General features: G+C 72.0%; 16 protein-coding genes, 1 tRNA gene and 2 pseudogenes. 13 read left to right on the top strand and 6 right to left on the bottom strand.

Translation table 11 applies throughout. The features are described 5' to 3' along the window. Nucleotides 1-910: 910 nt before the first annotated feature. On the bottom strand, nucleotides 911-2,563 hold the full coding sequence (locus QUE51_RS03360; protein WP_286278199.1) for a DUF4011 domain-containing protein: 1,653 nt from the start codon (nucleotides 2,561-2,563) through the stop codon (nucleotides 911-913). Between the two features lie 220 nt (nucleotides 2,564-2,783). On the opposite strand from QUE51_RS03360, the gene QUE51_RS03365 reads away from it, so the two are divergent. The 4 genes and pseudogenes from QUE51_RS03365 to QUE51_RS03380 all read left to right on the top strand — a co-directional run bounded on the left by QUE51_RS03365 (nucleotide 2,784) and on the right by QUE51_RS03380 (nucleotide 4,651). Continuing rightward, nucleotides 2,784-2,855 (top strand) — tRNA-Arg (locus QUE51_RS03365). A 260-nt stretch (nucleotides 2,856-3,115) separates the two neighbouring features. Next, a complete protein-coding gene (locus QUE51_RS03370) occupies nucleotides 3,116-3,349 on the top strand; it encodes a hypothetical protein (RefSeq protein WP_286278200.1) in 234 nt (77 codons plus the stop codon). Between the two features lie 220 nt (nucleotides 3,350-3,569). Beyond that, the gene (locus QUE51_RS03375; protein WP_286278201.1) at nucleotides 3,570-4,007 is read left to right on the top strand and encodes a VOC family protein; all 438 of its coding nucleotides are present in this window, start codon (nucleotides 3,570-3,572) and stop codon (nucleotides 4,005-4,007) included. A 3-nt stretch (nucleotides 4,008-4,010) separates the two neighbouring features. Beyond that, nucleotides 4,011-4,651: pseudogene (locus tag QUE51_RS03380) on the top strand (winged helix-turn-helix transcriptional regulator). Nucleotides 4,652-4,663: 12 nt separating this feature from the next. Here the strand turns inward: QUE51_RS03380 and QUE51_RS03385 are convergent. Both QUE51_RS03385 and QUE51_RS03390 read right to left on the bottom strand, forming a co-directional pair. Further along, a complete protein-coding gene (locus tag QUE51_RS03385; RefSeq protein WP_286278202.1) occupies nucleotides 4,664-5,371 on the bottom strand; it encodes a DUF2652 domain-containing protein in 708 nt (235 codons plus the stop codon). Between the two features lie 46 nt (nucleotides 5,372-5,417). Continuing rightward, nucleotides 5,418-7,106: an MFS transporter gene (locus QUE51_RS03390; protein ID WP_286278203.1), complete on the bottom strand. Its 1,689-nt coding sequence runs from the start codon at nucleotides 7,104-7,106 to the stop codon at nucleotides 5,418-5,420. Nucleotides 7,107-7,294: 188 nt separating this feature from the next. Here QUE51_RS03390 and QUE51_RS03395 point away from each other — a divergent pair, with 188 nt between their 5' ends. Continuing rightward, entirely contained in the window at nucleotides 7,295-7,675 is a 381-nt protein-coding gene (locus tag QUE51_RS03395; protein ID WP_286278204.1) for a hypothetical protein, read from the top strand. Nucleotides 7,676-7,682: 7 nt separating this feature from the next. Here the strand turns inward: QUE51_RS03395 and QUE51_RS03400 are convergent, their stop codons facing one another. Beyond that, nucleotides 7,683-8,036, bottom strand: a complete 354-nt coding sequence (locus tag QUE51_RS03400; protein ID WP_286278205.1) for a VOC family protein — start codon at nucleotides 8,034-8,036, stop codon at nucleotides 7,683-7,685. A gap of 88 nt (nucleotides 8,037-8,124) precedes the next feature. On the opposite strand from QUE51_RS03400, the gene QUE51_RS03405 reads away from it, so the two are divergent. Beyond that, nucleotides 8,125-8,643 (top strand): DapH/DapD/GlmU-related protein, encoded by a 519-nt coding sequence (locus tag QUE51_RS03405; protein ID WP_286278206.1) that lies wholly within the window; start codon nucleotides 8,125-8,127, stop codon nucleotides 8,641-8,643. 16 nt (nucleotides 8,644-8,659) lie between these two features. Here the strand turns inward: QUE51_RS03405 and QUE51_RS03410 are convergent, their stop codons facing one another. Further along, nucleotides 8,660-9,478, bottom strand: a complete 819-nt coding sequence (locus QUE51_RS03410) for an endonuclease/exonuclease/phosphatase family protein (protein ID WP_286278207.1) — start codon at nucleotides 9,476-9,478, stop codon at nucleotides 8,660-8,662. Nucleotides 9,479-9,556: 78 nt separating this feature from the next. Here QUE51_RS03410 and QUE51_RS03415 point away from each other — a divergent pair, with 78 nt between their 5' ends. The 5 genes from QUE51_RS03415 to QUE51_RS03435 all read left to right on the top strand — a co-directional run bounded on the left by QUE51_RS03415 (nucleotide 9,557) and on the right by QUE51_RS03435 (nucleotide 13,336). After that, complete coding sequence (locus tag QUE51_RS03415) at nucleotides 9,557-10,225, top strand: DUF2510 domain-containing protein (RefSeq protein ID WP_286278208.1); 669 nt, start codon at nucleotides 9,557-9,559, stop codon at nucleotides 10,223-10,225. 86 nt (nucleotides 10,226-10,311) lie between these two features. Further along, nucleotides 10,312-10,518, top strand: coding sequence for a hypervirulence associated TUDOR domain-containing protein (locus tag QUE51_RS03420; protein WP_286278209.1), 207 nt, complete (start codon nucleotides 10,312-10,314; stop codon nucleotides 10,516-10,518). A gap of 114 nt (nucleotides 10,519-10,632) precedes the next feature. Continuing rightward, nucleotides 10,633-11,382, top strand: coding sequence for a 3-hydroxybutyrate dehydrogenase (locus tag QUE51_RS03425; protein ID WP_286278210.1), 750 nt, complete (start codon nucleotides 10,633-10,635; stop codon nucleotides 11,380-11,382). Continuing rightward, nucleotides 11,379-12,263, top strand: a complete 885-nt coding sequence (locus tag QUE51_RS03430; RefSeq protein WP_286278211.1) for an alpha/beta hydrolase — start codon at nucleotides 11,379-11,381, stop codon at nucleotides 12,261-12,263. The genes QUE51_RS03425 and QUE51_RS03430 overlap by 4 nt, the downstream gene beginning before the upstream one ends. A 14-nt stretch (nucleotides 12,264-12,277) precedes the next feature. Beyond that, on the top strand, nucleotides 12,278-13,336 hold the full coding sequence (locus tag QUE51_RS03435) for an alpha/beta fold hydrolase (protein WP_286278212.1): 1,059 nt from the start codon (nucleotides 12,278-12,280) through the stop codon (nucleotides 13,334-13,336). On the opposite strand, the pseudogene QUE51_RS03440 reads toward QUE51_RS03435, so the two are convergent. Beyond that, nucleotides 13,333-14,639: pseudogene (locus tag QUE51_RS03440) on the bottom strand (lactate 2-monooxygenase). The gene QUE51_RS03435 and the pseudogene QUE51_RS03440 sit on opposite strands and share 4 nt — an antisense overlap. A gap of 94 nt (nucleotides 14,640-14,733) precedes the next feature. Here QUE51_RS03440 and QUE51_RS03445 point away from each other — a divergent pair. Further along, nucleotides 14,734-15,066, top strand: a complete 333-nt coding sequence (locus tag QUE51_RS03445) for a DUF8129 domain-containing protein (RefSeq protein ID WP_286278213.1) — start codon at nucleotides 14,734-14,736, stop codon at nucleotides 15,064-15,066. Between the two features lie 10 nt (nucleotides 15,067-15,076). Next, nucleotides 15,077-15,313 carry a hypothetical protein gene (locus QUE51_RS03450; protein ID WP_286278214.1) on the top strand — a complete coding sequence of 79 codons (237 nt, stop codon included), beginning with the start codon at nucleotides 15,077-15,079 and terminating at the stop codon, nucleotides 15,311-15,313. The last annotated feature ends 33 nt before the right edge of the window (nucleotides 15,314-15,346 follow it).

Raw genomic sequence — 15,346 nt, forward strand, 5'->3', positions numbered from 1 at the left:
GTGCGGAACTCCACGGGCGTCTGGGTCACCGGGTCGCCGAGGACGACCACCTGCTTGGCGCGGCGGATGGCGCCGAGCGTCTCGGCGACGCTCACCGAGCCGGCGTCGAGCAGGAACACGGCGTCGAAGGGGATCTCGTCGGAGATGGATGCGACGTCGTAGGGGGATGCGAGCCAGACGGGCGCGACGAGGCGGGAGAGGTGCGGCGCCGCCTTGTGCAGGCTGGTGGCGTCGGCGTGCCCGCCCTTGAGCAGCTCCTTGAGCGCGGCGGCCTCCTCGGGCCAGTCGACGACGCCGATCTTCCACGCCTCCGCGAGCGTCCACGCGAGGTGCGGGGCGTTGCCCGCCGCGTGGGCCTCGTCGACGAGGCGGAAGTCCGCCTCCAGCCGGTCGAGGACCCGGGTGTTGGCGCCGAGCAGCGCCTTGTCGGTCGCGAGCATGCGCTCGAGCACCGACGTCCACCAGGTGAGCTCGAGCTCGATCTCGACCTGGTCCTCGGGCACGTGGCGCCGGGCGAGGTCGTCGAGCAGCGGGTCGAGGTCGAGCGCGCGGAGGTTGCCCACGAGCGCGGTGCGCTCCTGCAGGTTCTGCAGGACCTCGGAGTCGGCGGCGAGCCCGTCGAGCAGTTCGAGGAGCTGCGGGAGAGGCATCGTCGCGAGGGACCGGGAGGACGCGGCGAGGCCGAGGGGCTCGTCGAGGGTCGCGAGGTCCGCGGCGACGCGCTGGTAGCCGACCTGGACGTCGCCGATGCCGACCGGCACCTCGGGGGTGACGCCGGAGGTGACGAAGCGCTGGAACAGCACGCGCTGCTGCTGGATGCGGATGAGCGCGTCGTGCAGGTCCGCGACGTGCACACCCGGGCGCACGTACTCCTTGGCCAGCTTGCGCAGGCGCCTGCGGTTGCCGCCGCTCATGGCCTCGGCCTCGCGGCGCGGACCGGTGGCGGCGATGAGCTCGCCGAGCGACCGGTCGAAGACGACGGGCTGGAAGCGGTCGAGCGTCTCCCGGATGTCGAGGAGCAGGCGCAGGTAGATGCCGAGCTCAGAGATCGTCTCGAACGGGCGCAGCCGGGTCTTTCCGATGAGCTCGTTGGCGCGCTCGAGCAGGCGCGGCACGTCCGTGCCCGCCAGCCGGCGCGCCAGAGCGTGGGCGTTCGCGGCGGCGGACGAGGTGGCGAAGGAGGCGCCGTACCAGGGCGAGTCCCCGGGCCCGTAGCGGAACTCCCCAGCCGGGCGGCGCGGACCAGGGTCTGCGCCGCGCCCGCCCGATCCGAGGCAAGTGCCTCGATGGCGCGGTCGGTGAGTCGGGACGTGGTCTGCGGAGGCTCGGGCAGCAGCGACAGGCGCGCGAGCTCGGAGAGGGCGTCGAGGGCGGAGACGCCCAGCACAGGGTCCTCCCGCGTGAGCGCCTCGCGGTAGTCGAGCAGGACGCTGCGGAGGCGCACGAGGGCCTCGTCGACCTCCGCGTTGTTGGTCTGGGTCGCCTTCTCGTTGCGGCTGATCGCCTGGATGACGTCGCGGCGGACGGAGCGCGGCGAGACCGCGATGCCGGGCAGCCCTGTCTCGGTGAGCCTCGCGGTGAGGGCGGTCAGCGTGGCGTGGCGGGGGCTGACGACGAGCACGCGACGGTGCTGGGACACCAGGCAGCCGAGGGCGTTCACGATGGTCTGCGTCGCGCCGGTGCCGGGCAGCGTCTTGACGACGACCGAGTGTCCGGCGGCGATCTGCGAGACGACGAACTCCTGCTCCGGGTCGGCGTCGAGCACGAGGGTGTCGCTGCCGGGCGGCCGCTCGTCCTGGGACACTGGGTCGGCGGGCGCGTAGGCGACCCCGATGGCCGCGCGGGCGGTCGGGTTGCCGGCGAGCGCGTCGATGACGGGGTGCTCGAGGTTCGCGATGTCGGCGAGCATCCGCGGCGCGACATCCGCGAAGGAGGAGGCGACGAGGCGCGGGTGCACCGAGAACCAGGCGAGGTGCGAGGTGAGGCCGCGGAGGCGGTCGATGGCGGCCTGGGGCTTGAACGTGGTCCCGGTCCCGGCCAGCGCGACGAAGGCGCCCGGGTCGAGGGTGATCTGGAACTGCTCGTGCAGCGCGCGGGCGAGCGCCGGGTTCAGGTACGGCATGCCCTTGAGGCGCAGCTCGAAGTCGCGCCCGTAGCGGCGCAGCGCGAGGGGACGCAGCAGGAGCGGAGCTCGGTACTCCTTCTTCTCGTGCTTCCACTCGGCGATGCCGATGGCGAGGTGGATCGAGTCGATGCCGCGCGTGGAGTTGAGCTCGACGCCCTTCGCGGTCATGTTCGACGCTGCGATGCTGGCGCTGCGGAATGCCAGGTCGTCGCGGATGAGGCTCGACAGCAGCGTCGTCTTGCCGGTGATGAACTGGGCGAGCCCGCCCGGGTGGGTCGTGCCGAGCTCGATGCGCGTCCGGGGCGAGTCGACGAAGTGCAGCAGCGGCGACGGTCCGCCGATCCCGGCGAGCTCCTCGCGCCACTTGTCCCACTGCGCCTGACCGATGTTGACGGGGGTCACTCGAGGGTCCCCCACACTGATCGCTTCGGGGGTCACCGGCGCAGGCGTCGCTCGAGCGACGACGGATTCCGAGAACTCGTCGTCGCTCTTCCTGCCCACCCACGCCACATCGGCCACTGTATGCGGCAACAACCGGGAAACCCGGGAGGACAGGGGAGTTTTGCGAACCCCGGATGGGGGCGTGTCGAACCGCCCGCGGCGCGGCGGCCTTTGGCACGCGCGCGCGACGGCCCGCCTCGTAGACTGGGCGGCGCCAGCCTCTGTAGCTCAATGGAAGAGCAGTTCCGTCCTAAGGAAACGGTTGGGGGTTCGAGTCCCTCCAGGGGCACATGGATCGAAGGTCCGCCACGGGCGGGCGTTCGATCCATCTGCGTCTCGAGGATCGAGAAGCTCTTCGCGGGGTGGGCCCACGGCGCATGCTTGCGCCGGGGATCGAGTCCCTCCAGGGGCACATGGATCGAAGGTCCGCCACGGGCGGGCGTTCGATCCATTTGCGTCTGGAGGATCGAGAAACTTCTCGCGGGGTGGGCCCACGCGCCATGCTTGGCGCGGGGATCGAGTCCCTCCGGGGGCGGAAGGGGCGAGGGCATGGACGTCTCCTCAATAGTCGCGGGTACGGTGATCGTCGGCTTCGGGGTGTTCGCCTTCGTCTTCCGCGAGGCCTATTCGCGGCGACTCAAGAGGAGGTGGAGCGCCATGTACGGCGCCTTCGGTCGCGCCCAGGGTGCGCGAACCTCCCCTGCTCGGGTCGGTCGTTCGGCCCTGGTAGTGATCGCTTTCGGCATCGGATCCATCGTGAAGGGTCTCCTGTATCGGCCGTAGGCGGCGCCTGCATTCCGACGCCGATCAGGAGATTCCACGCCGTTCAGGCACGTCGGCCGTTTTCGCACGCCGTTCAGGACGACACGCCGCCGCACAGGACGCCGACTCCTGATCGGCGCGAGTGGCAGCAGTCGATGCAACCATGACCTCTTGACGGTCCACTTGTTTTTTGCAAGCGTGTACAGCGTCCACATACGGGACCTACGAGAGGGAAGAGACCATGACCCTGATCTTCATCAGCCTGCCGGTGACCGACCTGGAGCGCTCAAAGGCGTTCTACACCGCCATCGGCGGCACCGTGAACCCGGCGTTCACCGACCACAACGCAGCCTGCATGATCCTCGAGGAGGACCACAGCTACTTCATGCTGGTCACCCGGGAGTTCTTCCAGACGATGTCCGACCTGCCCATCGGAGACCCGGCGGTGAACCCGACCACCTCGGTCTCGCTCTTCTTCGACTCACGCGAGGAGGTCGACGCCGTCGCCGAGAAGGCCCTCGCCGCGGGCGGAGCTGAGCCGCGGTCGGCGGCCGACTACGGCTTCATGTACCAGCGCGGAATCAACGACCCGGACGGGAACCCGCTCGAGTTCGGCTACATGGATCCGGTCGCCGCCGCACAGGGACCCGAGGCCTACGCCGCCCAGCACCAGGGCTAGTCCGTGGCCACGCGCGATTACGGGCAGTACAGCGGCGTCACCCGGGCCCTCGAGCTCGTGGGCGAGCGCTGGGCGCTGCTCATCGTGCGCGACCTTCTCGTCGGGCCGCGCCGCTACGGTGAGCTCGCTGCGGGCCTCCCCCGCATCCCGAGCAACATCCTGGCGGCGCGGCTCAAGGACCTGCAGGCGGCCGGCATCCTGCGCCGCGCGCCCCGGTCGCGCGTCATCGTCTACGAGCTGACACCCTACGGGCGCGAGCTCGAGCCGGTCGTCCTCGCACTCGGGGCCTGGGGCTACAAGGCGCTGGGCGACCCGCAGGAGCAGCAGATCATCACGCCCGAGTCGATGACGATGGACCTCAGGAGCGCCTTCCGCGCCGATGTGGCCGCCGGGCTTCCGGCGACCGCATACGCCGCGAGAGTCGGGCCCGCCGAGCTGCTCATCCGGGTGGACGGTTCGGCACTCGATGTGCGGCCCGGGGACGGGCTCGTCGACCTGGCCTTCGCGACGGGGCCGGACATCCGCAGGCTCATCTCCGGCGAGCTCGCGCCCGAGAAGGCGATCGCGACGGGCGTGGTCGAGGTGCTGCGCGGCCGGGGGAGCTCCTCGACCGATTCGCGACCACCTTCCACCTGGCCGCCTGAGGCGCGCGGTCCTCAGCGCGCCCGGCGGGGCTGCTTGAGGCCGAGCATGTAGGGCAGGCCCTCCCCCACCGCCGCGAAGGTGCTGCCCAGCCGGCCTCGCCAGGAGCGCACCGGCAGGGGCGGAGGCGCGTCGTCGAGGTCGCCGATGTCGACGAAGTGCGCGCGCACGGAGCCGATCCCCTCGAGATCGGCCGTGATCTCCCCGCCCGCAGCGGGCAGGGCCCGCGGATCCGTGCGCGCCAGCTCCTCGGAGAGCAGGACGTACTCGGGCACCGGCACGGAGTTCTTCAGCAGCCGATGGACGAGGATCACGTCGATGCCGACGAGCTTGGTGCGCCCGCGGATCGCCTGCCGTGCCACCTCCCCGACATGCGCGACGAACTTGAGCTTGAGCGCCCGCGCCTCCCGGCAGCCGCCGCAGGGGCACAGGTTCGCCTCGACGTACTCGCGCTCAAGGTGGAAGGCGCGGTGCATGGCGACGGCGGCTCCGAGGATGTCGCCGACGGCGGACTCAGGGTCCTGCGGGCGGACCGGCCGCGACAGGAAGGCCGCGTCGCCCTCGATCTCGATGAGCTCGAAGCCGGGGGCCGCCTCGATCATCCGGTCCAGCATGCGGGCCGTGTTGACCTCCGCATGCGCGAGGCTCATCCGATGCGACCCCATGTACTCGGTGTAGCCGCCGATATCGGCGATCAGGAGGGCCGCGCGCTCGGTCGTCATGGGCCACGATCTCATACCGCGGGCCGCCGGGACAGACCGAGGCTGGTCAGGAGGCGGGCGGCTCGTCCTGCCTCTCCTCGGGCGCGTAGCGGTCGAGCTGGTAGTCGACCGCGGCCGTCGCGGCCTGGGCACTGGGGGCGTAGCCAAGCACGACCGAGATGAACCGCTCCGACCCCAGCGCGCGCAGGCGGAGGGCGCTGTGCGCGAGGACCGTGGCGGTCCGCCGGCTGCGGCGCAGCAGGGCGACCTCCCCGAACCCCTCGCCGCGCCGGAGGGTCGCCACGGTGCGACCGCCGCCGACCACATCCGCCTCGCCCGACTCGATCACGTAGTAGCGGTCCCCGAGGTCGCCCTCCCGGAACACCTCCTCCCCCGCGGGCACCGTGACGGCCTCGAGCCCCCGGGCGAGCTGCTCGATGGCAGGCAGGGGCAGCGGCGCGAACATGGCCACCTCCTGCAGCAGCGCCACATCGAGGTCGAGGACGTCGACCGACCGGTCGAGACGCCGCAGCCGCCGCCAGGCGAGGATCGCAAGGATCGGGCACACCAGCCCGATGGCGAGAAGGGCGAACCGGATGCCGAAGCCCTCGATCAGTGCCGACGCGAGGATCGAGCCGAGCCCGATGGAGACGGCGACGAGGCTCTCCAGGACGCCGAACACGCGCGCGAGGACGGCGTCGGGCGCCAACCGGCCGATCAGCGTGAAGCCCGCGACGTCGATGAGGGCGTTGCCGGTGCCCACGAAGGCGAGCAGGAAGAGGGCGGCACCCTCCTGAGGGAAGACGCCGACGAGGGCGATGGGGAGGCCCCAGAGTGCGACCCCGGCGGCGAACCAGGCTCCCAGCCGCCCGGTCCCCACCAGGAAGGACGCGGCGAGGGACCCGATGACCGCGCCGACCCCGACCGCCGCCATCAGCGCGCCGACGCCGGGATCGCCGGTGCCGAGCAGCTCGATCGCGACGACCACGGAGAAGACGGTCAGGGCGCCGCGGGTGAGCGACTGAGCGGCGGCCAGGCCGAGGATGAGCAGAAGGTCGCGGTTCCCCGCCACCGCGCGAATGCCCTCGACCGCCTCCCGGAGCAGCGCGGGACGCTGGGGTGCGGCCGGGCGCGGCGGCGCCTCGTAGCGCACCCCGACCAGGAGGAGGGCGGCGCCGAATGACGCCGCCGCGGCGACCGCGAACACGATCGAGACGTCGGTGAAGGCCAGCAGGACCGCGGCCAGGAGCGGGCCTGCCAGCGTGGCGATCGAGTCGAGGAGGCCGCGGACCACGTTGGCGCTCGCCAGCTCGTGGCCGGTGCGGCACAGCGTCGGGAGCAGCGCGGAGTGCGCGGGCCGGAACAGGGTCGCGGCGATCGTGGACAGCACGGCGAGGGCGTAGACGAGGAGCAGCGGGCCGGCCACCGCCACCGTCGCAGCCGCAACCGCCGTCGCGACTCCTCGGACGGCCGACACGACGACGAGGACCCGTTCGCGCCGGCCTCGGTCGGCGTACGGGGAGAGCAGCGGGGCGAGGAGCGCGGAGGGGACCATCCGCAGGAGCCCCACCAGGCCGAGGGCGAGCGCGCCCCCGTCCTTGTACGCGACGATGCCGAGCGCGACGGTGAACGCCCATTCGGCGGTCCAGGCGGCCAGGAAGCTCAGCTGTGCGCGCCGGAGGTTCGGGTTGCGCCAGTTGCTCGTGAAGGCCGCGGCCGCCTCGGCGAGCCGGCGTCGACCCGCGGCAGCGCCCATGCCGCGAATATAGGGTCCCCCGGCGATCCGGGCCAGAGTGGAGTTCCGCGGACGCCCGAGCGTTCCGTGCCGCTCCCGCCGCCCGCGGCGGTCCACCTCCAGGAGCAGACCACGCCCATGACCGACACCCCCTTCCTCTCGCCGACCAGCTGCGCTTCCTCCTCGGCCACCGCACCGGGCCGAACTCCATGCACGAGACGCGGTGGGCACCCGGCGGAATCGCGACCGAGACGAGCGATGCGACTCTCGGCCTGGACGGCCTCATCGTCGTCCAGGCCCAGACCCAGGAGAGGAACGGCGGCGTCGCGTTCGCCGCCCACAACGTCTTCACGACCGACCCGGCGACGGGCGAGATCGTGCTCTACTCCTTCGACAGCGCCGGCTTCCTGCCGGATCCGCCAGCCCGCGGGACCTGGCGCGATGGGGAGCTGGTGCTCGTCCGGACCACCGACCGAGGCCAGAGCCGCACGATCTACCGCCCCCGCGGGGACGGCTGCTCCTGGTCGAAGGCGTTCCGGCCGTCCGACGGCGACGAGTGGCAGCTGATGCTCGAGGGAGAGCTGGACTAGGCCGGGCTCACTCCGGCTGCCAGAGCTCGATCCGGTTGCCCTCCGGGTCGGTGACCCAGCCGAAGCGTCCGACACCCTCCATGTCCTGGGTCTCCTCCGACACGTTCGCGCCCGCGCCGCGGAGCTGGGCGAGCATCGCGTCGAGGTCGGCGACGCGGAAGTTGAGCATCGTCTGCTGCGTGCGCACGCCGAGGTAGTCGCTGTCCGATTCGAAGGCGGCGAAGACCGTGGGACCGGCGGATTGGCTCCACTGCCCGTACTCATCCATGTCCAGGCCCAGGCTGTCGCGGTACCAGGCGATCAGCGCGCCAGGGTCCACCGCCCGGAGGAAGTACCCGCCGATGCCCTGCACTCGTTCCATGCACTCAATGTGGCACGCGACGCGCCGGCGCGCGCCACCATGGGGGCTGCCGATTCATGATCCGAAGCTGCTCGCACGCGGCGAGCGCGTGCTGGGTTCGCAGTTCCGGGCGATGAGCGAGCGGGTGCGCACCGTCACCGCGCTGACTTCACGGCTGAACCTCCTGCCCTTCGAGGACGAGGAGGGCAAGGCGGCCTTGCTGGAGCAGATCCTCGGCCGTCCGCTTCCCGCGACGACGACCGTCTACCCGCCGTTCTTCACCGACCACGGCCTGCGGCTGGAGCTGGGCGAGCGGGTGTTCATCAACCAGGGCTGCACCTTCCTCGACTTCGCCAGCATCCGCCTCGGCGACGGCGTGATGGTGGGCCCGAAGGCGACCTTCCTCACGATGGGCCACCCAGTAGATCCAGAGGAGCGGCGCCAGTACCTGACGGGTGCGCCCATCGAGGTCGCCGACAACGTGTGGATCGGCGCGGGCGCCATGATCCTTCCCGGCGTGCACATCGGACGGGATGCCGTGGTCGCCGCCGGGGCGATCGTGGTCGACGACGTGCCGGCCGCCGCGCTGGTCGCCGGTCCGCGGGGAACGGTGCGGCGGCGCTGGTGACGAAGGGAGCGGACCCTCAGTCCCTGTTCTGCCACGCGAGCGTGCAGGCGACGCCCCGATGGTCCGACGGGTGGAGGCCTTCCACCGGGTCTCCCACGAGCGCCGGATCCGTCACCGTCACGCGCTGACCGGGTCGCCCCAGCCGATAGAGCACGTGGTCGATCCGCCGGTCGATCAGCTCCTCCGCCTCGAGCGGGGCCTGGGGGTGGTCGGAGGGCAGGGACACCGCGTTCGGGTCGCCGCCGCCTGCGGTCCAGGCGTCGGTGAGGACGTCACGCAGAGGGCGGAGGATGGCACTGTCGGGCGCGGCGTTGAGGTCGCCCAACACGATCACGGGAGCGGACCCGTCGAGAGCGGGGGACGTCGCGAGGTCGGCGACCAGTCGCGACTGGGCGATCCGGTCGTCGTTGAACGCCGGCTCCCACTCCAGGCAGGTGACGATCACGTTGAGTGGTCCGTCGGGATGCGCGATCTCGGCGACCAGCGACACCGGCGCCTCGGGACGGTGCCGCGCGGGAAGCGGAACGACGCGGGTCGACGTGATGGGCCAGCGGCTGAGGAGCCCCAGGCCCAGGTCCACCTCGGCCTGCTCGGGGTGCTCCGGCACGTCGGGCAGCGGCGGCAGCGACTGGGCGGCGAAGACGCCGGCGAAGCCGAGCGCGGCCGCGAACTCCGACGCCTGGCTGCCGTGCGCCCTCGACCAGCTCTCTTCGAGAGCGACGATGTCGGCGCCGCTCTCCCGGATCGCCTCGAGCAGCAGCGGCTGGCGCTCGCGCCACTGCGGGCCGAACTGCCACCACACGTTCCAGGTCAGCACCCGGACGACCGTCGTCACCGCCACTCGTCGCCTCCGCTCCGGCTCCCACGGTAGCGGCGGGGGCCTTCACGATGCCCGCGTGGTTAGGATCGCGGCGTGAGCACGCCCGACTCCCCTCCTGCCGGCTGGTACGCCGACCCCGAGAACCCCCGACAGCTCCGCTGGTGGGACGGCAGGGTGTGGACCGAGCACCTCTCGGCGATCCAGGCGCCGGGCGCAGCGGCCACCACCTCGGCAGCCTCCACGACCTCGGCCACAACGGGAACACCGGATGCCGGCGCCGCGCAGCAGCTGTCGGCGCCAGCGGGCACGGACTGGAAGACGCCGTGGATCTGGCTGGTGCTGTTCCTTCCGCTCGTGGGCCTGCTGCCCGTGCTCTTCGTCCCATGGGCGGACGTCGTCCGGATCGATCCCGCCACCGGCCAGCCGGATCCGGACGCGGCGCTCCGGCTCCTGACGTCTCCCGCATTCCTGCTGTCGACGTTCCTGCCCTTCCTCCTCTACGCGCTGAGCGTGCTCTTCTCCTACCTCGACTGGCGCGAGCTCAGCCGACGCCGCATTGCCGCCCCCTTCCACTGGGCGTGGGCCTTCCTCGGCAACTCCGTCTACCCGATCGGTCGCGGGGTCGTGGTGCAGCGCCGGACGGGGCGCGGCGCGATCGTGACCTGGCTCGCCATCGCCCTGATCGTGCTCAGCATCCTGATCGGCACCGGCCTGGCCGTCTGGATCTCGGTCACCGCGCTCAGTCAGGTGCCCTTCTCCTAGCAGCGACGGCACAGCACCTCCCGGGCGCGGCCGCAACCCGGAGCCCCGAGGTTGTGACGGCCATGCCCGGTCCGTAGGTTCCCCTCATGACGGAGTTCAAGAAGGGCGACCACGTCTCCTGGAAGTCGCATGGCGGCACCGCGGAGGGCAAGGTCGAGGAGAAGATCACCGAGGACACCAAGGCCGCCGGCCGGCAGGTGCGCGCGTCCGAGGACGACCCCCAGTACCTCGTGAAGAGCGAGAAGAGCGGCGGCGAGGCGGTCCACAAGCCCGACGCGCTCACCAAGGACTGACGCGCTCGCGCCTCCCCTGCCGATTGCCGTGGGCGGCCCTCCCGCGCCAGACTGTGGCTCGGTGGCCCGCGACCACGACCGACCGTCGTCGCCCGGCTGAGAAGGAGGACGGCGGTGGGCGGCACACTCGACGGGCGGCGCGCACTCGTGACCGGCGGCGCGAGCGGGATCGGCGCGGCCTGCGTCCGCGCTCTCGCCGCGGCCGGGGCCACCGTGACGGTGGCCGATGTCGACGGGAAGGGGGCCGAGCGCATCGCCGCAGAGGTCGGCGGAACCGGCTGGCAGGTGGACCTCGCGGACGTCGAGGCTCTCGGCGAGCTGACCCTCGACACCGACATCCTCGTCAACAACGCCGGCATCCAGACGGTGCGGCCGATCGAGGAGTTCGACCCCGCCAGGTGGCGGTTCATGCTCGACCTGATGCTCGTCGCACCGTTCCTCCTCGTCCGGGCCGCACTGCCGGGCATGTACGACCGCGGCTTCGGCCGCATCGTCAACGTCAGCTCGGTGCACGGTCTCCGCGCGAGCCCCTACAAGTCCGCCTACGTCGCCGCCAAGCACGGGCTCGAGGGACTCTCCAAGACCACGGCGCTCGAAGGCGGGCCGCACGGGGTCACGAGCAACTGCGTCAACCCGAGCTACGTGCGCACCCCGCTGGTCGAGAAGCAGATCGCGGATCAGGCCCGCGCCCACGGCATCGCCGAGGACGAGGTCGTCGAGAAGATCATGCTGACCGAGTCGGCGATCAAGCGCCTGGTCGAACCCGAGGAGGTGGCCGACCTCGTCCTCTGGCTCGTCGGCGACACGGCGGGCATGGTGACGGGCGCCTCCTACACGATGGACGGCGGGTGGTCGGCACGGTGAGCACTCTCACCGACGTCGATGTCCCGGTGCAGGGCGGCGCTCTCCGAGTGGCCGTGTGGGAGCCGGAGGGAACGGCCACGGCGACCGTGCTCGCCATCCACGGGATCACCGCGACGAGTCGCGCGTGGGCGGACCTCGCCGAGGCGCTGCCCGACGTCCGGATCGTGGCCCCCGACCTCCGCGGGCGAGGACGCAGCAACACGCTGCCTCCGCCGTACGGGCTCGTTCAGCACGCCGGGGATCTCGTCCGGGTGCTGGACGCCCTCCATCTGCCGGCGGTGCCGGTGGTGGCGCACTCGATGGGCGCGTTCGTCGCGGTCCTGCTGGCCCACGCCGCACCGGACCGGGTCGAGAGCCTGCTGCTCGTCGACGGCGGGTTCCCCCTCATCCTCCCCGAAGGTGTCTCGATGGAGGACGGTCCGGCGAAGCTCCTCGGCCCCGCCTTCGACCGGCTGGGAAGGATCTTCCCCAGCCGGGAGAGCTACCGCGAGTTCTGGCAGGGTCACCCCGCGTTCCCCCATCCACTCGGCCGCAACGTCGAGGCCTACGTCGACTACGACCTCGACCCGGTGCCCGGCGGCTTCTCCCCGTCCGCGAACGCGGACGCCGTCGGCACAGACGCCCTGCAGCAGTTCGGCGACGAGCGCTACCTCGCTGCCCTGCGCGGCCTGCGGATGCCCGTGACCGTCCTCCGCGCGCCTCGCGGGCTGCTCGACCAGCCCGGCGGGCTCTACGCGGCGGGCCGGTTGAACGGCTTCGTGGATCTCGTCCCCTCCCTCCGCCTCATCGAGGTGCCGGACGTCAACCACTACACGATCGTGATGTCGGCGGCGGGAGCCCGTGACATCGCCGCTGCGCTGACCGCGCAGTCCCCCCACTGACGAAGGAGTCGCCGTTGGACACCATCCTCGAAGGAATCACCGCCCACCAGGTCCGGACGAGCCGGCTGACCGCGCAGGTCCTCGAGCGGCCCGCCGCCGCATCCGCCGAGGCTGCCGGGACGGTCGTGTTCGTGCACGGCAACGTGTCCTCCGCGCTGTTCTACCAGCCGACGATGCTGGCCCTGCCGGAGCACGTGCGCGCCATCGCGGTGGATCTTCGCGGCTTCGGAGGCAGCGACACTCTCCCCGTCGACGCGACTCGAGGGCTGCGTGACTTCTCCGACGACGTGGCGAGCGTCGTGGACGAGCTCGGGCTCACCGATGTGCACCTGGTCGGCTGGAGCATGGGCGCGGGTGTCGTCCTGCAACTGCTGCTCGACCGGCCGGAGCTGGTGGCGAGCGTGACCCTCGAGTCCCCGGTCTCCCCCTATGGCTTCGGCTCGACCGCGGCCGACGGCACCATCCTCAACGGCGGAGCGGGATCGGGCGGCGGGGGTGCGAACCCGGACTTCGTGGCCAGGCTCGAGGCGGGCGACACCTCTGCCGAGTCCCCCACATCGCCGCGCACGGTGTACCGGACGGCGTACGTCAAGAACCCCGACGGCCTCGCGAACGAGGACCTCTGGGTCGCATCGATGCTGACCACCAAGACCGGTGTCGACAACTACCCGGGCGACGCCGCGACCACTGACGCATGGCCGGGCTTCGGCCCCGGAACCCGCGGCGTGCTCAACACCATGACGCCCGACCACCTCGACCTGACGGCGATCGTCGAGCTGCCGGCCAAGCCGCGCATCCTCTGGATCCGCGGGGAGAACGACGCGATCGTCTCCGACTCCTCGTTCTTCGACCTCAACTTCCTCGGCCAGGTGGGGGCGATCCCGGGCTGGCCGGGCGCCGAGGTGGCGCCGCCGCAGCCGATGGTGACGCAGACGCGGCAGGTGCTCGACGCCTACGCCGCGGCGGGCGGGACCTACCGGGAGCTGGTGCTGCCCGAGTGTGGGCACTCGCCTCATCTGGAGCACGAGCGGGAGTTCGTCGAGGCGCTCGTGGCGCACCTCGGCGAGGACTAGGCGAGCACATCCGGTGTCAGCTCCGACACCGACCGGTGGCCGCTGAGCCCCAGCAGCAGGTCGAACTCCGCGATCAGGTTCCGCAGCACCTCCTCCACCCCAGCGGCGCCCGCCAGCGCCAGGCCGTACACGCACGGGCGGCCGATCGCGACGGCACGGGCGCCCAGGGCGAGCGCGACGAACACATCGGCGCCCGAGCGGACGCCGCTGTCGAACAGCACCGGCACGTCGGCGCCGACCGCCGCGACCACGGGGGCAGCATGTCGAGCGCCGCCACAGCGCCGTCCACCTGCCGGCCTCCGTGGTTCGACACCAGGACGCCGTCGATCCCCGCGTCGACTGCGCGGCGGGCGTCGTCGGGATGCTGGATGCCCTTCAGCACGATCGGCAGCGCGGTCAGGCCGCGGAGGAAGGCGAGGTCCTCCCAGGTGAGGGAGGGCCGGGAGAACACGTCGAGGAACGTCTGCACCGCCACGCGCGGTGTGAGGGAGCGGAGATTGCCGGCGAACGGGCCGGGATGGTTCCGGGCAAGGCTCACCAGGGTCGCGACCGCCGCGGGTGTGATCCGCTGGGTCGAGGGCTGGGCGGGCCGCGACGCTCGCTCCGCGACGAGCCGCTGGAACACGGGGTCGCTCGTGTACTGCGCGATGCCGCGCCCCTCGGCGAAGGGCAGATACGCGAGGTCGAGGTCTCGCGGCCGCCAGCCGAGCGAGTGGGTGTCGAGCGTCACGACGATGGCCTCCGCGCCGGCCCGCTCGGCGCGGCCGACGAGGCTCGCGACGAGCTCGTCCGAGCTGCTCCAGTACAGCTGGAACCAGTGCGGGCTGCCGCCGACAGCCTCCGCGGTGTCCTCGAGCGGGACCGAGGCCTGGTTGGAGGCGATGAAGGGGATGCCGAGGGCGGACGCGGCCTGGGCCACCCCGAGATCCGCGTCGGGGTGCGCCAGGTCGAGGACGCCGATCGGGGCGGTGAGGAGCGGAGCGGGGTGGCGGCGCCCGAACAGCTCGACCGTGAGGTCGCGCTCGGCGACGTCGCGGAGCATGCGGGGCACGATCCGCCGGCGCTCGAAGGCCTCGCGATTCGCGCGGGCGGTGCGCTCGGTCCCGCTCGACCCTGCGACGTAGGCCCATGCCCGGGCGCTCAGCTTGCGCCGAGCGGCCTCCTCCAGGCGGCGGGCGTCGGTCGGCACGCGAGGGCGGCGTCCGCTCACGCCGTCCAGGTAGATCCGCGACTGCACGCCCCGGCCGAAGGTGTCCGACATCCTGCTCCTCGCCGCGGACCTCGCTCCGCATCCGGTTCCCATGATGGCGGTCGCTTGCCGACGCCCGTGCACAAAGCAACCCCTACGGGTGCCCCGGGCCCCGGGTTAGCGTGGAGCGGCGAACTTGGAGGACGACGTGAGCGCGGACCACGACGCACTGCCCCTGCCCGACTACGACCACTTGCCGATCGGCAGCCTGGCCTCGCACATCTCGGCCCTGAGCGCTGACGAGGTCGGCGTCCTCCTCGACTACGAGCGCGCGCACGGCAACCGCCTCCCGGTCACCCAGGTGCTCGAGCACCGCCTCGAGGCGCTGCAGGACGGCGCGGAACCGAGCGGCTCGCTGCCGGAGTCCTACCCGGAGCTCGGCGGCGCCGCCCGCGGCTCGAAGGTGACCGAGGCCACGTCCGGCCCGCCGATCAACCCGCCGTCCCACGGCGACCCGACCAACCCCGCCCAACCCCGCTGAGGAGCTCCCCATGCCATCGTCGAAGTCCACCGCCAAGTCCGTCGTCTACCTCAACCTGGCCTGGAAGGCACTGCACAGCCCGCAGGGCCGTGCCATCGCCCGCAAGGCCGCGGACGGGATCGCGGGTGCAGGAAACCGCGTGACCGGGAACCGCTTCGAGGCGCAGATCGAGAAGGGCCGCGCGGCCGTGCACTCGCACTTCGCCGAGCCGGAGCCGAAGCGCAGGGGCCCCTTCAAGCGCCGCTGACCCCGCACCGCCGCGCGCTGGAGAGCGCCCCTC

Source organism: Naasia aerilata (assembly GCF_030296595.1).
GTDB classification, from domain to species: Bacteria; Actinomycetota; Actinomycetes; order Actinomycetales; family Microbacteriaceae; genus Naasia; species Naasia aerilata.